We start from the raw sequence: 19,558 nt of genomic DNA on the forward strand, positions 1-19,558 counted from the left end.
GCAAACAATCTGCCTTGAACGCAGATGAAAAGAAATTTGCTGACCGTGTAAAAAATTTCTGTATGAGCTAATTTGGCATTAAAAGGGCGTTTAATAAAAACATAAAAGCGGTAGGAAAGACAGCCTGCAAAAATGCAATGCCTTTCCCACCGCTTTGATTTTTAAATCTTAATTATTGATAAGTACTGTAATCTCCGCCGTACATATCGGGGCGATTTACCCAATCACTAATGGAGCTGTTGCCGAAAATCGACTTGCTGTCGCCCGATACCGCCGCAGTTACATTGATTGCAATGCCTGCAATAATGACCGCACCAATCACACAGGCGGCAACAATTTTTACGATTTTAAAAGCTTTCTTTTTATCAATCGGCTGTTCTGCCGGCGGAATGTAGGGAATGGGTGGCTGATTTATTTCAAGTTCGGGCATTTCATTTTGAATCTGTGGTGCAAAGCCCTCCACCTGTTCAAAGCCTGTCTGCGGCAAAGGCGAGGTGTATTCTGTTTCGGTTGTTTCATTATTCTGTGTATGTAAAGCTTCGGAAATTTTCGTTCCGCACATCTGACAGAACGCAGACTCGGTTTCAAAACCGCAATTAGGACATTTCATAGGTTTGTACCTCGTAATTTTTGATAGTATGACACCATTTTATAACAATATTCACTTAAAGTCAATAAATGTGACAAAATCGCTCGGGATAAAGTTTGATATTATGTAAATAATATCGCAAAATTTTTGCAAAATAAGCCTGTATCTGTTGAAAACAAGGATAGTGTAGTGTATAATCTAAGTACGAATTGCAACATTATGTTGCAATTCAGAGATTCAATGTTCCATTGAACCTCTGAGGAGCTAACGCTCCTATGTACAAGATTGCAATCGGTCGCAAATTCTGCTCCTTGCGAGCAAAGCAGAGTGTTGCTCCGATTTAAATCTAAGTACAAATTACAAGCAAGGCAGAGCGTTGCTGCGATTTAAATTTAGTGAATGATTGAATAGAAAATAAAATACACACAGTGAAAGGATGAGTGCCTTGAGAGGACTGTATTCGTCAAAGACAAAAATCCGTAATCAAATTTTCACCGAGGTTGCAAGGTTTGCATACGAGGGCGGAGATTATTCAAAATTTGAAAATCTTCCGTATGAAATTATCCCGGGTGAAATTTCAACATACCGTGAAAGTATATTTCTCGAAAGAGCCATTGTGGGCGAAAGACTTCGCCTTGCAATGGGACTGCCGCTTTTGCCGGTTTCAAAACAAGCGCCTATCTCAACAGGTGTTGAAGAAAGTATGATTGACGAAAAGGTTTACGATCCGCCGTTAATCAATATAATAAAATTCGCCTGTCATAAGTGTGCCGAAAAAAGAGTGGTTGTGACAGACGGCTGTCAGGGTTGTCTTGAACACCCGTGTACAGAGGTTTGCCCGAAGGGAGCAATCTCGATTGTACACGGAAAATCGCATATTGACGATGAAAAGTGCATCAAATGCGGAAAATGTCAGGGTGCGTGCCCGTACAATGCAATCATAAAGCAGGAGCGTCCGTGTGCCGCCGCATGCGGTATGAAAGCTATTCACAGCGATGAATACGGCAGAGCAGATATTGACTATAACAAGTGCGTTTCATGCGGAATGTGCCTTGTAAGCTGTCCGTTCAGCGCAATTGTTGACAAAAGTCAGATTTTTCAGACTATTATGGCAATCAACAGCGGCACACCTGTTTATGCCGCAGTTGCACCTGCAATTGCAGGTCAGTTCAAGGGACTTCCGTCAAATAAAATCAGAAATGCCTTTAAGGCTCTCGGCTTTACCGATGTTGTCGAGGTTGCGGTTGGTGCCGACCTTTGTACGGTTGAAGAAGCCAAGGATTTTATGGAAGAAGTTCCCGAAAAACAGCCGTTCATGGCGACTTCCTGTTGCCCTGCATGGAGCGTTATGGCGAAGAAAACTTTCCCCGACATCGCTCCGTACATTTCAATGGCACTCACTCCTATGGTTCTCACGGGCAGACTTACAAAGCAGCATTATCCCGATTGCAGAGTTGTGTTTATCGGACCATGTGCCGCTAAAAAGCTTGAGGCAAGCCGCAGAAGTATCCGAAGTGATATCGACTTTGTGCTGACTTTTGAAGAAGTTGCAGGAATGTTTGCCGCAAAAGAGGTTGATTTTAACGCTGTTGAGGTTGACGAAAAACCGCTCTCATTCTCAAGCGCAGACGGCAGAGGCTTTGCCGTAAGCGGCGGTGTTGCAAAGGCTGTTGTCAATGCAATTCACAAACTTGATCCCGAAAGAGAGGTCAAGGTTGCCAATGCACAGGGACTTGACGAGTGCGTAAAGCTTTTGCGTATGGCAAAGGCCGGCAAGTACAACGGCTATCTGCTTGAGGGTATGGCTTGCCCCGGCGGTTGTGTTGCAGGTGCCGGAACAATCAACAATCCCGACAAATCTGCAATGGAGGTTCTCAAGAGCAAAAAAGAATCATGCTTTGAGGGCGCTGTTGACACTCCGTTTATTGACCGTTTGTCAACTCTTGAAAATATGTACAATGAGTTTGATAAGATGAAAGAAATTTAACAGGTCGGGTGATATTTTGAAAATGGTGATGTTAATTTTACGCATAATCGGCATTGCCGTGGCTGTTGTGTTTCTCGGATTTTTCGTAATCCCTATGACTCACGGAATTATCAACCCGGGCAATATTGCAGGAACTTTTTTGTGTCTGTGGCTGTTGTGCGTGTTAATTCCGCCCGTTCACGGAGCAATAAAGGCATTTTGCTTTAAGCATTTGTTTACTAAAATAGTTTTTCGTGTAGTGAATATCGGCTTTATCGCTTTTGCCGTTTACGGTGCGATTGTCACCTCTGCAATGGTGTGGGCAACCTGTCAGGCACCGCCCGAAAACTCAACTGCAATTGTCCTCGGTGCTCAGGTTAAGCCATGGGGACCGTCGGTAATTTTGCGTGGCAGAATTGACGCCGCAAAATCATATCTTGACGATTCTCCGAACGCAAATGCCGTTCTCAGCGGAGGACAGGGAAGTGACGAGATTATGAGTGAGGCGCAATGTATGTACAATGTGCTGACGGAGTCGGGCATTGATTCTTCAAGACTTTATATGGAGGACAAGTCAACCAACACAACCGAGAATATAAGAAATTCAATGAAAATTATTGAGGACAACGACCTTAATACCGATATTACGATTGTGACAGACGGTTTTCATCAGCTCAGAGCAAGGATAATTTGTTCGCAACTCGGCATAAAAGGAAATGTCGGAGCAGTAAGCTCCGACACAAGACTTTTGTATGTCCCTACTTATGCTGTTCGTGAGTGGTTCGCTCTTCCGTTTCAGCTTCTGTTTCGGTAGTCACAATCTCGGTGATGTCACCGTTTGTGTCAAAATGAGGCTTTGTCCTGTGACAGTTTGCAAACTCAAGCGGATAAACCTCGTGTTCCGTAACATCAACAATAGGGGAAATTTCCTTTTTGCTGTTTCGTGACGGCAACTCAACAGGATAATTTTCATTCTGTCGGTTGCCACCGTTATGATTAACATCGTAAAAACTCATAATAAAAACCACCTTTCCGTGAGGTGGTTTTATTTTTTGCAGAATTTTAAATTATATGCAGAGAAAAAATTTATTGTTATAGTGAAAATTTACAAAAAAATTGTATGAATCGCCTTAAATTCTATTGACAAAATGTTTTGTTGGTTATATTATTTATTTAAGGTTAAAAGTGGAATGTAATACGATTTCACAAAGCTTATTAAATTTAACAAAATAAGAGAGGAGTTTTTTTATGACGAAAAAACTTATAAGCATGCTTCTGTCAATCGCAATGGTGCTTTCTGTTGCCGTAGTTGGCATTTCGGGAGTATATGCGGCAATTGACAACGACGATCGCTATGTTCCAAGTGAGGAAACGGCTACCAAAAGACTTTATTTTGTAATGCCGGAATCTTGGAAAAATGAAAAATTCGGCGCAGACTCTGCCGGCATTTTTTGGTGGAACGGTTCAGACGCATGCGTGTTTAATGGCGGATCATCACAGGCTGCTCCTTGGCCGGGATACAAGATGCAGGTTTATGACGCTGACGCTAACATCTTCTATATTGACATTCCTTCAGATGTTCCTAATATTATTTTCAACAACTGCCTTAACGGCGGTGAAAGAGAAGAAGATGCAGAAACAGGTAAAGTAACTTTCGAGTTTGGTGAGGAACAGTTTAAGGCTGCTATGCAGACAAAGGATGTGTGTTGTGATTACTATTCGGAAGGTGACAGTACTTATTATGACAAATTACTTGACGGTGAATTCTGGGCAAAGGCTCAGGAGGCTGTTGAGGGTAATGATAAGACATTCCTTGGCAACTTCAAGGATAACTTCTTTATTGATACAGATTTTGACCTTGGTATCTCAATGACATTCAATAATATGATTTTTGTTATCAATCCTAACGACTATGATGTTAGTGTTCTCAGCGGTAAGGTGTTATACGGCGGTGAATTCTACTTCTTCTACGGCAAGAACGAGGAAACAGGCAAGTATGAATACGGCGGACTTCCTAACTATGACATGGCTAAGGAAAATGGCGTAGTCAGCGTTCTTGACAAATCTGTTTTCCCCAATCCCTCTGTTCAACCTACAGATCCTTTTAATGATATGATTTACGGCGATGTGAATAATGACGGCTTGATTACTATTGTTGACGCAACAATAGTGCAGAAATACATAGTAAATGTGGCGCAGTTAGATAATGTAAATCAGAAGTTAGCAGATGTTGATGTTGACGGTGTGATTACAGTTAAGGATGCAACAGCTGTTCAAAAGTATATCGTAAATGTAGACGGATACGGCAAAACAGGCGAAAAGTTTGCAGCTGCATAAGTTAGTTGAATAGCCTAATGAATACACCAAACCCCGAAGTTTTTACAGACTTCGGGGTTTAAATTTTGTTTTATTGTGCTCTGCTTTGTTGTGTCTTGTTTCGTTGTGTCTTAAATTATATGATCCAAAGCCTGTTTCACACCCTTACCTAAGTACCTTAGTCAACAGAACCACGCACTCGATGTGTGCGGTGTGGGGGAACATATCTACGGGTTGGATTTTTTGGGCTTTGTAGGGGCTGTTTTGGGTTAGGTAGGCTAAATCCCTTGCCAATGTTTCGGGGTTGCAGGAAACATAGACAACTTTTTTCGGAGACATTTTGATTAGTGATTCGAGAAATTTTCGGTCACTGCCGGCTCTTGGCGGATCCATAAACACAACATCGGGCTTTTCGTCCTCGTTTGCAGCTTCTCTCATGAACTCGCCCGCATCGGCTTTGTAGAAACGGATATTTTTCAGATTATTTGCTCTTGCGTTTACGATTGCATCCCTTACGGCATCGCCGTTAAGTTCTGCACCGATAACATTGCCTGCACCGTTTTTGGCGGCAATTATGCCGATTGTGCCGATTCCGCAGTAGGTGTCAAGCACGGTTTCGCTGCCTTTGAGATTTGCAAATTCAATTGCTTTGCCGTACAAAACTTCGGTTTGAACGGGGTTAATTTGGTAAAAGCTTTTCGGCGAAATTCTGAACCTGCAACCGCAGAGAATATCCTCAATATAACCCTTGCCGTACAGCACTTTCTGATTGTCACCGAGTACAAGGTTGGTGCGGTAGGGATTTATATTTTGCACAATGGTTGTGATTTCGGGAAACTGTTTCAGAATCGCTTTTACAAAATTGTTTTTTGACGGAAAAACAGGTGTACCTGTCACAAGCACAAGCATAATCTGATTTGTCGCAAAGCCTCTTTTCACAAGAATGTGACGGAGAAAACCTTTGCCTGTGTCCTCGTTATAGGTTGTCATTCTGAAAGAGGGGAGGAGCTTGCGTACTGCAACGATGATTTTGTCGGCAATAACATCCTCTGTCTGACAGCTGTCAATTCCGACAACATGATGACTGCCCGACTGATACACACCCGAAATGATTTTGCCCTTTTTGTCCGTATAAAAAGCCGCCTGAACCTTGTTGCGGTAGTGGTAGGGAGTTTTCATTCCGATAATTTTTTCAACGGTGCAAAAGCGTTTGAGAAGTTTTTCGACTTTTTTCTGCTTAAATTCAAGCTGTTCGGGATATGACAGATTTTGCAGTTGACAACCGCCGCATTTTTTGTAAACGGGACAGCTTTGTTTATTGGTTTCAGGTCTGTTACTCATAATATTTCCTCACATTTTATTGCATTGTATATATCCTTTATTTTATCATCAATCATATTGATATGCAACACAAACAAACCCTAAATGACAAAGAAAAACGCAGGAGGGAAATCCGCTCCTGCGCTTTCTGATTATTAACCGTTATATCGAAAAATTGAGGATTATCAGGTTATTGTAATCAATTAAAGATTTGTGTATCCCATAAGGCTTTCGTCTACCTCTTTGGCAACATCTCTGCCCTCACGAATCGCCCAGACAACAAGTGACTGTCCTCTGTGCATATCGCCTGTAACAAATACATTTTCAACATTTGTCTTGTGTGAGCCTTCTGCCGTTGCAACATTGGTTCTTGCGTTTGTTTCAACACCGAATGCCTTGGTTACATAGTTTTCACTGCCGAGGAATCCTGCCGCAATGAGTACGAGTTCAACATCAACCTTGTACTCTGAGCCTTCAACCTCTTTCATCATAAGTCTGCCTGTTTTAGCATCCTTTTCGGGTTTGAGCTTAACAAGCTCCGCACCTACAAGATTACCGTTCTTGTCAGCAATGAACTGCTTAACGGTTGTCTGATAAACTCGTGGATCGTGACCGTAAACTTCAATAGCCTCTTCCTGACCGTAGTCTGTTTTGCAGACTCTCGGCCATTGCGGCCATGGGTTATCGGCACTTCTTGTGTCGGGAAGCTTAGGCATCATTTCAAGCTGAAGAACGGATTTTGCACCGTGTCTGATGCTTGTGCCAACGCAGTCGTTACCTGTGTCGCCGCCGCCGATTACCATTACATTCTTGCCTTTTGCGCTGATGAATGTACCCTCTCTGAGGTTGCAGTCAAGAAGTGACTTTGTTGTTGATTTGAGAAAGTCAACGGCAAAGTGAATGCCGTTAGCCTCTCTGCCGGGAACTTTGATATCTCTCGGATTTGATGCACCGCAAGCAAGGATTACACGGTCAAAGTCCTTGAGAATTTCGCTTGCTTTGATGTCTTTGCCGACATTTGAGCAGGTTTCAAAGGTTACGCCTTCTTCTTCCATAATGTTAATCTTGCGTTCGATAACATCTTTTTCAAGCTTCATATTCGGAATGCCGTACATAAGCAGACCGCCTACTCTGTCATTGCGTTCAAATACCGTTACAGAGTGACCGCGCTGATTGAGCTGGTCGGCAGCGGCAAGTCCCGATGGACCCGAACCGATGATTGCAATTTTCTTGCCTGTTCTTACCTTTGGAATTCTTGCGTCTGCAAGACCTTCTTCATAGGCGTTTTCAATGATTCCGTATTCGTTGGCTTTTACGCTGACAGCGTCACCGTTTGCACCGCAGGTGCATGCCTTTTCACAGAGAGCAGGACATACACGGGATGTAAATTCGGGGAAGTTGTTTGTAACCTTAAGACGGTTGTAAGCCTGTTCCCAGTTGCCCTTGTAGATAAGGTCGTTCCATTCGGGAATGAGGTTGTTAAGCGGACAGCCTGAGAATGCAGAACCGATCTGCATTCCTGCCTGACAGAAAGGCACACCGCAGTCCATGCATCTTGCACCCTGTTTTTGCTGATCCTCTTTGCTGAGGGGATCGTGAAACTCGTCAAAATTTTTGATTCTTTCTTTTACGGAGTATGCCGGAGCATCCTCACGCTTATATTCCATAAATCCTGTTGGTTTTCCCATTGATGTCCCCTCCTTATTTATTATTCACAATTTCGTAGAAAGCTTCAATCTGTGCCTGCTCGTTTGTAAGACCTTTTTCTTCATAAGCGGCAATTGCAGCCATCATTCTCTTGTAGTCGTGCGGAATAATCTTCTTGAATTTCGGAAGATACTCGTCAAAGTTATCAAGGATTTTCTTGCCTCTCTGTGAACCTGTTGCTGCAACATGTTCTTCTATAAGCGTTTTGAGTTCGATTATATCGTACTTTTCTGTTACCTCAGAGAAGAGAACCATTTCTTTGTTGAGCTTTGTGTAAAGATCTCTTTCTTCGTCAAGAACATAGGCAACACCGCCTGACATACCTGCTGCAAAGTTTTTGCCTGTTTTGCCGATAACAACAACTCTTCCGCCTGTCATATATTCACAACCGTGGTCGCCGACACCCTCAACAACTGCCGTTGCGCCTGAGTTTCTTACGCAGAAACGCTCGCCTGCAACACCGTTGATAAATGCCTTGCCGCTTGTTGCACCGTAAAGTGCAACATTACCGATGATGATGTTGTTACCTGCGTCAAATGTTGAGTCCTTCGGAGGATAAACTACCAGCTTACCGCCTGAAAGTCCCTTGCCGAAGTAGTCGTTTGAGTCGCCCACGAGTTCAAGTGTGAGTCCCTTTGGAATGAATGCGCCAAAGCTCTGACCGCCCGAACCGTTGCAGACTACTGTAAATGTATCGTCATCAAGGTTGTTGTAATGCTTTCTTGTAACCTCAGAACCGAAGATTGTACCGAATGAACGGTCTGTGTTCTTAACATTGACTTCAACCTTTTTCTTTGTGCCTTTTGCAAGAACCTTTGCAAATTCTTTGCAGAGGATTCTCTCGTCAAGTGTTGATTCAAGTTTGAAATCATAAAGGCTCTTTTTGTTGTATTCAACCTTTTCCGAAACAAAGTTTGTATCAAGAATGTTAGAAAGGTCAACCTCGGCAGCCTGTCCTGTGATGCCTTCTTTTCTCTTTATGAGGTCAATTCTTCCGACAAGCTCATCAACGGTTTTTACACCGAGCTTTGACATATATTCACGAAGTTCGCTTGCTACAAACTTCATAAAGTTTATTACATATTCGGGCTTGCCGCAGAATCTTTTTCTGAGCTCGGGGTTCTGTGTGGCAACACCGAACGGGCAGGTATCAAGGTTACATACTCTCATCATTGCACAACCGAGAGTTACAAGCGGAGCAGTCGCAAAACCGAATTCCTCTGCACCGAGCATTGCTGCAATTGCAACATCACGGCCGTTCATAAGCTTACCGTCGGTTTCAATAACAACCTTGTTACGAAGGTCGTTCATAATGAGCGTCTGATGAGCCTCGGCAAGACCGAGTTCCCACGGCAGACCTGCATTGTAGATTGAGTTTCTCGGAGCAGCGCCTGTACCGCCGTCATAACCTGAAATAAGGATTACGCCTGCACCTGCTTTTGCAACGCCTGCGGCAACCGTACCTACACCGCATTCCGAAACGAGCTTAACAGAGATTCTTGCGTCTTTGTTAGAATTTTTGAGGTCGTAGATAAGCTGTGCAAGGTCCTCGATTGAGTAAATGTCGTGGTGCGGTGGGGGAGAGATGAGCGATACACCCGGTGTTGAATGACGGGTTTTTGCAATCCAGGGATAAACCTTTTTGCCCGGAAGATGTCCGCCTTCGCCCGGCTTTGCACCCTGAGCCATTTTAATCTGAATTTCGTTTGCAGATGTGAGGTATCTTGATGTAACACCGAAACGACCTGACGCAACCTGCTTGATTGCAGAACATCTGTCAACCTTCTGACCCTTTGTGAGAAGTCTTTCAAGGCTTTCACCGCCCTCACCGGAGTTTGACTTGCCGTGAAGCTGATTCATTGCAATCGCAAGTGTTTCGTGAGCCTCCTGTGAGATTGAACCGTAGGACATAGCGCCTGTCTTGAAACGCTTTACGATTGAATCAACGCTTTCAACCTCATCAAGCGGAACAGGAGTTTCTGCAAAGTTGAAGTCGAAAAGACCTCTGATATTTACAGGATCCATTTCTTCGGAAATCATATGAGAATACTTTTTGTAAAGCTCATAGTCGCCTGTTCTTGTTGCCTGCTGGAGCATATATATAGTCTGCGGATTGTAGAGGTGTTCCTCTTTGCCGCTTCTGAACTTGTGTGAACCACGGGATTCAAGCTCATCGCTTACACCGAGGTCAAGCGGATCAAATGCCGCTGTGTGAAGTTTGTCAACATTCTTTTCGATATCCTTGATTGTGATACCGCCGATTCTGCTGACTGTGCCTGTGAAGTATTCGTCAATAACATCCTTGCCGATACCGATAGCCTCAAAAATCTGTGAGCCCTGATATGACTGGATTGTTGAAATACCCATTTTTGACGCAATCTTTACGATGCCGTGGAGAACTGCGCTGTTGTAATCGTCAACTGCTGCGTAGTAGTCCTTGTCAAGAAGGTCATCACCGATAAGCTCGTGAATTGTTTCCTGAGCAAGATACGGGTTGATTGCACTTGCACCGTAGCCGAGAAGTGTTGCAAAATGATGAACTTCTCTCGGCTCACCGCTTTCAAGTATCATTGCAAGTGAAGTTCTCTTCTTTGTTGCAACAAGGTGCTGATGAAGAGCGGATACTGCAAGAAGTGACGGAATTGCAAGATGGTTTTCGTCAACTCCTCTGTCGGAGAGGATAAGAATATTTGCACCGTCATTGTAAGCCTTGTCAGCTTCAATGAAAAGTCGCTTAACAGCCTTTGAAAGTCTTGTGTTCTTGTAGTAGAGAATCGGGATAACCGCAACCTTAAAGCCCGGAATGTGCATATTCTTGATTTTGAGAATATCGGTTGATGTAAGAATCGGGTTGTGAATCTTCATAACCTTGCAGTTTTCGGGACGCTCCTCAAGGATGTTGCCGTCCTCACCGATATAAATTGTTGTTGATGTTACAACTTCCTCACGGATTGCGTCAATCGGCGGGTTTGTAACCTGTGCAAAGAGCTGTTTGAAGTAGTTGAAAAGCGGCTGCGGTTCTTTTGAAAGAACTGCAAGCGGACTGTCTGTACCCATTGCGGCAATTGACTCTGTGCCGTTCTTTGCCATAGGAAGGATTGATGTCATAACATCTTCGTAGGTATATCCGAAAGCCTTCTGGAGTTTTTGTCTTTCTTTATATGAATGCTCCTCAACCTTCATATTAGGAATTTTGAGGTCTTTAAGACAAACAAGATTACTGTCGAGCCATTCGCCGTAAGGCTGTTTTGACGCATAATACTCTTTGAGTTCATCGTCATCAATGAGTCTGCCCTGAACCGTATCGACAAGGAGCATTTTGCCCGGGCGAAGTCTTTCCTTTGTAACAATCTTTGCGGGATCAATAGGAAGTGCGCCGACTTCCGATGAAAGAATGAGGTTGCCGTCATCCGTGATGTAATATCTTGACGGACGCAGACCGTTACGGTCAAGAACCGCACCCATAATGTCACCGTCAGAAAAAAGGATTGATGCAGGACCGTCCCACGGCTCCATCATTGTTGCATAATACTGATAGAAGTCCTTTTTCTTCTGGCTCATTGTGCCGTTATTATCCCACGGCTCCGGAATTGTAATCATAACGGCAAGAGGAAGCTCCATACCGCTCATTACGAGAAATTCAAGTGTGTTATCAAGCATTGCAGAGTCTGAACCCTCTGTGTTTACAACAGGAATAACCTTGTCAAGGTCGCCCTTGAGATGCTCCGAACGCATTGTTTCCTCACGGGCAAGCATCTTGTCAGCGTTGCCTCTGATTGTGTTGATTTCACCGTTGTGAACAATCATTCTGTTAGGATGAGCTCTCTGCCAGCTTGGATTTGTGTTGGTTGAAAAACGGGAGTGAACCATAGCGATTGCAGACTCGTAATCATCGTCCTGAAGATCAAGGAAGAAGTTACGAAGATCGCCGACAAGGAACATACCTTTATATACAATAGTTCTGCTTGAAAGTGAAACTACATATGTGTCTTCATTACTCTGTTCAAAAACTCTTCTTGCAACATAGAGCTTTCTGTCGAACGGAAGGCCTCTTTTTACACCGTGAGGTCTTTTGATAAAGCACTGCATAATTGCAGGCATACATTCAACAGCTCTGTGACCGAGTACCTCGGGCTTTGACGGAACATTTCTCCAGCCGAGAACCGTAAGTCCCTCTTTTTCTGCAATAATCTCAAACATCTTTTTTGCCTGATTTCTTGCAAGCTCATTCTGAGGGAAGAAGAACATACCTACAGCGTAATCTCTTTCGGAACCGAGCTTAATTCCGATTTCAGCAGCTGCCTTCTTAAAAAATTTGTGTGAAATCTGGAGAAGAATACCTACGCCGTCACCTGTTTTGCCTTCGGCATCCTTACCTGCTCTGTGTTCGAGAGTTTCAACAATTGTCAGAGCGTTTGCCACGGTGTCGTGTGACTTGATACCCTTAATATTAACAACAGCTCCGATACCGCAGTTATCATGTTCAAACTTCGGAGAATACAGAGTCTTGTTGTTCTCTCTGACTGTCTGTTCCATTAATGATCACCCTTTCCTGTTAATCACAAAAATTATTCAGCGGACTTTTTATATACATATATATGTAAAAGGAAGTTTGCTTTCGTAAACTTATCGGTTCAAAGTGGCAATTATTGTTCTGCCGGTTAATAATCAATCATATATATGTAATTGTAAAATGCCCAATCTCTTCTCAGCGGTAAAACCGCTATGCTCAGCCTGTGTTATATCCTGCAAAGGTGAATGTGCAGGTCGGCTGATGTTCTGAAATGCCTTGTCGTCTTTGATTAAGGAAAATCAGCACTTAGATTATATAACTATACATTGTGCTTTGTCAAGGGAAAATAGAGGAAAATTGCAACTTTTAGGGGTAAAACTTTCATTTTACTGTGATTGTTGTAGAAAATATGCAACTCTTATTGGTGTTTCAGCTTAATTTTGCAGGAAATTTAATAAAACTTGCAATTTCAAAACTTTTTTCAAAAAATGTATTGACAAATTCGCAAAAGTGGAATATACTAACAACATCAAAGACAGCAAGGGCGCTGTGAGCTGAGGCTTACAGTGTCCTTTTCTGTTTTTATAAAGCAAAAATCAGACCATTAAAATTTATTTTCAAAATGGATAGGAGAGAATTAAAATGGCAAAAGTTCCCGAAATTTTTGGCAGCATGGTATTTAATGATCAGAAGATGCAGGAAAGACTTCCAAAGTCAACTTACAAGGCTTTGAAAAAAACAATCCAGAACGGTGAACCGCTTGACCTCAGCGTTGCAAATGTTGTTGCGGCTGCTATGAAGGACTGGGCAGTTGAAATGGGCTGTACCCACTACACACACTGGTTCCAGCCGATGACAGGTATCACAGCCGAAAAGCATGACAGCTTTATCGCACCGAACGGTGAAGGTCAGGTTATCATGGAGTTCTCAGGTAAAGAGCTTGTAAAGGGCGAGCCTGATGCTTCTTCTTTCCCAAGCGGCGGTATTCGTGCCACATTCGAGGCAAGAGGTTATACAACATGGGATCCGACATCATATGCATTCGTTAAGGACGGAACACTTTACATTCCTACAGCATTCTGTTCTTATACAGGCGAGGTTCTCGATAAGAAAACTCCTCTTCTTCGTTCAATGGAGAGAATTAATACAGAGGCTGTAAAGATTCTTCATCTTCTCGGTAAAGACGATGTTACAAGAGTTACAACAACAGTAGGTCCGGAGCAGGAATACTTCCTTATTGATAAGGACGCTTACGATCAGAGAGAAGATCTTATTTATACAGGCAGAACACTTTTTGGTGCAAAAGCTCCTAAAGGACAGGAACTTGACGACCATTACTTCGGTGCAATCAAGACAAGAGTTGCTGCTTATATGAAAGACCTTGACGAGGAACTCTGGAAACTCGGTATCCTTGCAAAGACAAAGCATAACGAAGTTGCTCCTTCACAGCACGAGCTTGCTCCTATCTTCACAACAACAAACATTGCAACCGACCACAACGAGCTTACAATGGAAGTTATGAAGAAGGTTGCCGAAAGACACGGTCTTGTTTGTCTTCTTCACGAAAAGCCGTTCGCAGGTGTTAACGGTTCCGGTAAGCACAACAACTGGTCAATTTCAACCAACACAGGCGAAAACCTTCTTGATCCCGGCAAGACTCCTGAAAACAACCTTCAGTTCCAGCTTTTCCTTGCAGCAGTTGTAAAGGCTGTTCACGAGTATCAGGATCTTCTCAGAATCACGGTTGCATCGGCAGGTAACGACCACCGTCTCGGCGCTAACGAAGCACCGCCTGCAATCATTTCAATGTATCTCGGTGATGACCTCGGCGAACTCGTTGATTCAATCATCAATGACAGAGAATATGTAAGCAAGGGTAAGCAGAAGATGAGAACAGGCGTTGATGTTCTTCCTGACTTTATGAAGGATACATCAGACCGTAACCGTACATCACCTTTTGCATTCACAGGTAACAAGTTTGAATTCAGAGCACTTGGTTCTTCACTTAACATTGCCTGTCCTAACTATATGCTCAACACTATGGTAGCCGAAGAACTTTCAGAGTTCTACGATGAGCTTAAAGATGCGGATGATATGGACGCAGCTATCAAGGCTCTTGTTAAGAAAGTATTCATAGAGCATCAGAACATTATCTTCAACGGCAACAACTACGCTCCCGAGTGGGTTGAAGAGGCTGAAAGAAGAGGACTTCTTAACCTCAAGTCACTTCCTGACGCAATGGAACACTTCCTTGATCAGAAGAATATTGACCTCTTTGTTAAGAATAAGATTTGTTCGGCAGACGAAATCCGTGCAAGATATGAAATTGAGCTTGAAAGCTATTCTAAGCAGATTAACATTGAGGCTCTCACAATGATTGATATGGCTAAGAAGAACATTCTTCCTGCCGTTACATCATATGTAAGAGATCTTACGGATACAGCACTTGCCAAGAAGGCACTTTCAGACGCTATTCCTACAAGTGTTGAGGAAGACCTTATTACAAGCCTTTCAAACAAACTTGTATGTTTCTCAAAGAAAACTGCAGAGCTTGAAGAGGCTGTTATCAAGGCAAGCGACTACAGCGATGACAACCTCAAGTATGCTAAGTACTACAGAGAAACAGTATTTGCACTTATGCAGGAACTCAGAGCTGTCGGTGACGCAATGGAAACAGAAACAGCTTCGGAATACTGGCCTTATCCTTCATACGGCGAACTTCTTTTCGGTGTGTGATTGATAGAACCTCTATTTATACTAAATAACATTATTTATATTGTATAACAGGTAACACAACGGCGTGTGATTGACAGAATTAAACTGTCAACTCCACGCCGTTTTTGTTATTTTGATAAAAGGAGAGATTTATATGGCAGAACTAATTTACGGAGGCACAGGCGTCTGGTTTATGATCGGCGCATTACTCGTGTTCTTTATGCAGTGCGGATTCGCAATGGTTGAAACCGGTTTTACAAGAGCTAAAAACGCAGGTAACATCATTATGAAAAACCTGATGGACTTTTGTATCGGTACGGTTGTATTCAGCTTGTTAGGCTTCGGACTTATGATGTCTGAGGACTATGTTGCAGGATTCATCGGTGTTCCCAACCTCAATATGTTCACAGACTGGATGAACTTTAATTGGAACTCATTCGTATTCCAGCTTGTATTCTGTGCTACAGCAGCTACTATCGTTTCAGGTGCTATGGCAGAGCGTACAAAATTCTCGGCATACTGTGTTTACAGCGCAATTATTTCACTCGTTGTTTACCCGATTGAAGCAGGTTGGGTTTGGAACGGTCAGGGTTGGCTTGCACAGCTCGGCTGTATCGACTTTGCAGGTTCAATCGTAATTCATATGGTCGGCGGTATCTCGGCACTTGTCGGCGCAATCATTCTCGGACCCCGTATCGGTAAATACGGCAAGAACGGCAAGGTAAACGCTATCCCCGGTCACAGCATCACACTCGGTGCTCTCGGTGTATTCATTCTTTGGTTTGCATGGTACGGCTTTAACGGTGCCGCTGCTGAAGACGGCGCTCGTCTCGGTCAGATTCTTCTTACAACAACAATTGCTCCGGCAGTTGCAACAGTAACAACCATGCTCTTCACATGGATCAAGAACGGCAAGCCTGATGTTTCAATGTGTCTTAACGCATCACTCGCAGGTCTTGTAGCAATCACGGCAGGTTGTGCAGATGTTGACGCAATCGGCGCAGCAGTTATCGGTATCGTTTCAGGTATCCTCATCGTAGTAGCAGTTGAATTTGTTGATATCAAGCTTAAAATAGATGATCCTGTCGGCGCATTCTCGGTACACGGCGTAAACGGTATGTGGGGCGGCCTTGCAGTAGGTCTTTTCGCAACAGGCAACGGTCAGAACGGTATCACAGGTCTTTTCTACGGCGGCGGTTTCGCTCAGCTTGGTAAGCAGGCTCTCGGTATTGTTACAATCGTAGCTTGGACAGTTGTTTGCATGATTATCGTATTCACAATCATCAAAAAGACAGTAGGTCTTCGTGTTACAAAGGACGAAGAAATGAAGGGCCTCGATATCTGCGAGCACGGTCTTATCAGCGCATATGCAGACTTTATGCCAATCGGTGTCGGTACAGCTTCACTTGATGAAACATTTGATGTTGACAGCAATGTTCCTGTAACTCAGGCAGTTCCCGTTCAGCTTGCCGGCAAGTATGATATGGCTACCGACGGCACAAAGATTACTAAGATTGACATTCTTCTCAAGCAGTCAAAGCTTGAAGCTCTTAAAGAAGAAATGGATAAGCTCGGCATCACAGGTATGACAGTATCTCAGGTACTCGGTTGCGGTGCTCAGAAGGGTAAAGCAGAGTATTACCGTGGTGTTGCTATTGAAAGTAACCTCCTTCCTAAGATGAAGGTTGAAATCGTAGTTTGCAAGGTTCCTGTAAAAGCAGTTGTTGATGCGGCTGTTAAGGCGCTTTACACAGGTCACATCGGTGACGGCAAAATCTTTATCTATGATGTTGAAGATGTTGTTAAGGTTAGAACAGGCGAAACAGGCTACGACGCTATGCAGGATATTGAATAATCCCCAATAGCTTAATTAACCTATCCTTTTTAATTCACATAAACCGAGACGCCCCGAACGGCAATAGCTGTTCGGGGTATTTCGGCTCTTATATTAAATATTATGACTCAATGTTAATAGTTGGGACAATCGAAAAAAGTAAAGTGTAATTGCAGACGGCTGAAAAATAAAGCCTAAGCCCGTTTTAATTATGCCGGTTTGCACAATTTTAGTCCAAAATATAAAGTGCAGAATTTAAAATACTACTTATTTTCACTTTGAATTAGCAATAATTACAAATTATCATATATTATAATTATGCATAAAGCACAAAAATTCAATGTATTATTTACATCTTATAAGTGTAGTGCTATAATAAATGTAAATCGTATTTAAATGTTGATGTGTTCAATATTTAAAAAGCCAATATCAGTTTTAGGCGTAATTGCTTTGGTTCTTGCAATTTGTGCAACGATGTTTTGCGTGTCAGGTTGCGGGTCTGATGTAAAGGTTAAAATTAACGATTCAGGCGTTACAACCGGGGCAGACGGTAACACGGATATGACTGTAAGAGAAATACTCGAAAAGGCTGAAATCAAGCTTGGCGATAAGGACGAAACAGAGCCAAAGGCTGATGAAAAGCTTGGCGACAAGACAGAAATCACAGTAAAGCGTTATGCAAAGGTAACCGTTAAAAACGGCAGTGATGAAAAGACAGTTGAGCTTGTAGGCGGTACTGTTGAGGATGCTGTTAAGAAGGCAGGCTTTAAGCTTGATGACAGCGTATCATACGATGCTGACAAGGCATCATACCTCAAGGACGGTATGACAATTACTCTTACAAACAGCATTGAAGTGAGTCTTACAGTTGACGGAAAAACAACCAAGTGCAAAACTCAGGCTGAAACAGTAAAGGCATTCCTTGAGGAGCAGAAAGTAAATCTCGGCAAGGATGATGAAGTTTCGCCAAAGCTTGATGAGAAAATCAAGGACGGTTCCAAGGTTGTTGTAAAGCGTGTTGAGTACAAGACAAAAACCGAAAAGGTAAGCGTTGACTACAAGACGGAAGAACAGGAAAGCAGTTCGCTTGCGTCGGGAGAAACTCAGGTTACGCAGGAAGGCGTAAAGGGCGAAAAGACTGTAACATACAAGGTTAAGTATGTTGACGGCAAGGAAAAGTCAAAGGAAAAGACAAGTGAAAAGGTTACGAAAGAGCCTGTAAATAAGATTGTAACCGTAGGTACAGCGGTACAGAGCAGTGCTGTTGAAGCTCCTCAGCAGTCACAGCAGACACAGCAGTCGCAGAAACCACAGCAGAGCAGCAGTGCTCAGTCAAGTCAGGCTTCACAGGGCAAGACGGTTGTTTCAAAGCAGGCAGTGTACGATTGTGACGGTTCAGGTCACGGTTACTATGTAATCAAATGGTCTGACGGCACAGAAACATACGAAGAATTTTAATAAATTACAAATACAAAGCAGCTCCCAAAAGGGGGCTGTTTTGTATATTTGTTATTGATATTTAATATGTATTGCTATATAATTGGATTACAAGTCAGTTTTTATATTGGGAGGTGATTATTATGCCATTGCAGATTGTTCGGAACGATATAACTAAAATGGAATGTGATGCAATTGTTAATGCGGCGAACAGTTCGTTGCTTGGCGGAGGCGGTGTTGACGGTGCGATTCACCGTGCGGCAGGTCACGAATTGCTTAAAGAATGTAAAAAGCTCGGCGGCTGCAGAACGGGTGAGGCGAAAATTACGGGTGCGTACAAACTGCCCTGCAAGTATGTTATTCACACGGTCGGCCCTGTATGGCAAGGCGGAAATTATCATGAGGAAGAACTGCTTTCGTCATGTTATCGTAACTCGTTGCAGCTTGCAAAGGTTTATGAATGCGAATCGGTTGCCTTTCCTTTGATTTCATCGGGGGTTTACGGCTATCCGAAAGAACAGGCATTACAGGTGGCAATCAACGAAATCTGTAAATTTCTTGCAGACAACGATATGCTCGTTTATATTGTTGTGTTTGACAAAGACGGATTCCGTGTCAGCAAAAAGCTTGTTCGTGATATTGCCGAATACATTGACGAACACTATGTTGAAACGCACTATTCCGAAAACCGCAGTCGTGGATTATCCCGTCTTTTAAGACAGCCGGAGACTTATCCAATGCAAACCGCAGCTTTGAATTTAGCTGATGTTGTAAATCAGCTTGATGAAAGCTTTTCCCAGATGCTTTTGCGTAAAATTGACGAAAAAGGTCTTACGGATTCTCAGTGTTATAAAAAGGCGAATGTTGACCGCAAGCTGTTTTCTAAAATAAGAAACAATGTCAACTATAAACCTAAGAAAACTACCGCAATTGCCTTTGCCGTTGCACTTGAACTGTCGCTTGATGAAACTAAAGAAATGCTCCAAAAGGCCGGCTATGCACTTTCGCACTCGAATAAATTTGATGTTATCATTGAATATTTTATTCAAAAGGGCGAGTATGATATTTTTACTGTAAACGAGGCTTTATTTGAATTTGACCAGGTTTTGTTGGGTCAGTAAATGTCGCATTTCAGGCGACCATATGTTATCCCGAAAGTTG

12 protein-coding genes are annotated in these 19,558 nt (G+C 43.0%); 7 read left to right on the plus strand and 5 right to left on the minus strand.

The annotated features are described in order from the left end of the window. Positions 1-172 precede the first annotated feature (172 nt). Positions 173-610, minus strand: coding sequence for a zinc ribbon domain-containing protein (locus tag RBATCC27255_RS04085; protein ID WP_101028864.1), 438 nt, complete (start codon positions 608-610; stop codon positions 173-175). Positions 611-1,034: 424 nt separating this feature from the next. Here RBATCC27255_RS04085 and RBATCC27255_RS04090 point away from each other — a divergent pair, with 424 nt between their 5' ends. Both RBATCC27255_RS04090 and RBATCC27255_RS04095 read left to right on the plus strand, forming a co-directional pair. Continuing rightward, the gene (locus tag RBATCC27255_RS04090; RefSeq protein WP_101028865.1) at positions 1,035-2,576 is read left to right on the plus strand and encodes a 4Fe-4S dicluster domain-containing protein; all 1,542 of its coding nucleotides are present in this window, start codon (positions 1,035-1,037) and stop codon (positions 2,574-2,576) included. A gap of 22 nt (positions 2,577-2,598) precedes the next feature. Continuing rightward, the gene (locus RBATCC27255_RS04095; protein WP_101028866.1) at positions 2,599-3,369 is read left to right on the plus strand and encodes a YdcF family protein; all 771 of its coding nucleotides are present in this window, start codon (positions 2,599-2,601) and stop codon (positions 3,367-3,369) included. Here the strand turns inward: RBATCC27255_RS04095 and RBATCC27255_RS04100 are convergent. Beyond that, complete coding sequence (locus tag RBATCC27255_RS04100; RefSeq protein ID WP_101028867.1) at positions 3,314-3,571, minus strand: hypothetical protein; 258 nt, start codon at positions 3,569-3,571, stop codon at positions 3,314-3,316. The two genes, RBATCC27255_RS04095 and RBATCC27255_RS04100, sit on opposite strands and share 56 nt — an antisense overlap. A 232-nt stretch (positions 3,572-3,803) precedes the next feature. On the opposite strand from RBATCC27255_RS04100, the gene RBATCC27255_RS04105 reads away from it, so the two are divergent. Then, on the plus strand, positions 3,804-4,892 hold the full coding sequence (locus RBATCC27255_RS04105; RefSeq protein WP_101028868.1) for a dockerin type I repeat-containing protein: 1,089 nt from the start codon (positions 3,804-3,806) through the stop codon (positions 4,890-4,892). Between the two features lie 144 nt (positions 4,893-5,036). On the opposite strand, the gene rlmD is transcribed toward RBATCC27255_RS04105, so the two are convergent. The 3 genes from rlmD to gltB form a co-directional block, all read right to left on the minus strand. Next, entirely contained in the window at positions 5,037-6,212 is a 1,176-nt protein-coding gene (rlmD, locus tag RBATCC27255_RS04110; protein ID WP_101028869.1) for a 23S rRNA (uracil(1939)-C(5))-methyltransferase RlmD, read from the minus strand. Between the two features lie 182 nt (positions 6,213-6,394). Beyond that, entirely contained in the window at positions 6,395-7,879 is a 1,485-nt protein-coding gene (locus tag RBATCC27255_RS04115) for a glutamate synthase subunit beta (RefSeq protein ID WP_101028870.1), read from the minus strand. A gap of 13 nt (positions 7,880-7,892) precedes the next feature. Then, positions 7,893-12,434 (minus strand): glutamate synthase large subunit, encoded by a 4,542-nt coding sequence (gene gltB / locus RBATCC27255_RS04120; RefSeq protein WP_101028871.1) that lies wholly within the window; start codon positions 12,432-12,434, stop codon positions 7,893-7,895. A 619-nt stretch (positions 12,435-13,053) separates the two neighbouring features. Here gltB and RBATCC27255_RS04125 point away from each other — a divergent pair. The 4 genes from RBATCC27255_RS04125 to RBATCC27255_RS04140 all read left to right on the plus strand — a co-directional run bounded on the left by RBATCC27255_RS04125 (position 13,054) and on the right by RBATCC27255_RS04140 (position 19,518). Beyond that, positions 13,054-15,147: a glutamine synthetase III family protein gene (locus RBATCC27255_RS04125; protein WP_101028872.1), complete on the plus strand. Its 2,094-nt coding sequence runs from the start codon at positions 13,054-13,056 to the stop codon at positions 15,145-15,147. Positions 15,148-15,280: 133 nt separating this feature from the next. Beyond that, positions 15,281-16,981, plus strand: coding sequence for an ammonium transporter (locus RBATCC27255_RS04130; RefSeq protein ID WP_101028873.1), 1,701 nt, complete (start codon positions 15,281-15,283; stop codon positions 16,979-16,981). A gap of 429 nt (positions 16,982-17,410) precedes the next feature. Next, positions 17,411-18,418 carry a G5 domain-containing protein gene (locus tag RBATCC27255_RS04135; RefSeq protein ID WP_169923247.1) on the plus strand — a complete coding sequence of 336 codons (1,008 nt, stop codon included), beginning with the start codon at positions 17,411-17,413 and terminating at the stop codon, positions 18,416-18,418. A 122-nt stretch (positions 18,419-18,540) separates the two neighbouring features. Further along, a complete protein-coding gene (locus tag RBATCC27255_RS04140) occupies positions 18,541-19,518 on the plus strand; it encodes an O-acetyl-ADP-ribose deacetylase (protein ID WP_101028875.1) in 978 nt (325 codons plus the stop codon). Positions 19,519-19,558: the final 40 nt, after the last annotated feature.

The sequence above is a fragment of the Ruminococcus bromii genome (assembly GCF_002834225.1).
In the GTDB taxonomy this organism is placed as follows: Bacteria; Bacillota; Clostridia; order Oscillospirales; family Acutalibacteraceae; genus Ruminococcoides; species Ruminococcoides bromii.

Excerpts from the sequence above, each read along its gene's own strand:
- RBATCC27255_RS04085 (WP_101028864.1), bottom strand. The coding sequence starts at position 610 with ATGAAATGTCCTAATTGCGGTTTTGAAACCGAGTCTGCGTTCTGTCAG.
- RBATCC27255_RS04095 (WP_101028866.1), top strand. The coding sequence starts at position 2,599 with ATGGTGATGTTAATTTTACGCATAATCGGCATTGCCGTGGCTGTTGTG.
- RBATCC27255_RS04100 (WP_101028867.1), bottom strand. The coding sequence starts at position 3,571 with ATGAGTTTTTACGATGTTAATCATAACGGTGGCAACCGACAGAATGAA.
- RBATCC27255_RS04105 (WP_101028868.1), top strand. The coding sequence starts at position 3,804 with ATGACGAAAAAACTTATAAGCATGCTTCTGTCAATCGCAATGGTGCTT.
- rlmD (WP_101028869.1), bottom strand. The coding sequence starts at position 6,212 with ATGAGTAACAGACCTGAAACCAATAAACAAAGCTGTCCCGTTTACAAA.
- RBATCC27255_RS04115 (WP_101028870.1), bottom strand. The coding sequence starts at position 7,879 with ATGGGAAAACCAACAGGATTTATGGAATATAAGCGTGAGGATGCTCCG.
- gltB (WP_101028871.1), bottom strand. The coding sequence starts at position 12,434 with ATGGAACAGACAGTCAGAGAGAACAACAAGACTCTGTATTCTCCGAAG.
- RBATCC27255_RS04125 (WP_101028872.1), top strand. The coding sequence starts at position 13,054 with ATGGCAAAAGTTCCCGAAATTTTTGGCAGCATGGTATTTAATGATCAG.
- RBATCC27255_RS04130 (WP_101028873.1), top strand. The coding sequence starts at position 15,281 with ATGGCAGAACTAATTTACGGAGGCACAGGCGTCTGGTTTATGATCGGC.
- RBATCC27255_RS04140 (WP_101028875.1), top strand. The coding sequence starts at position 18,541 with ATGCCATTGCAGATTGTTCGGAACGATATAACTAAAATGGAATGTGAT.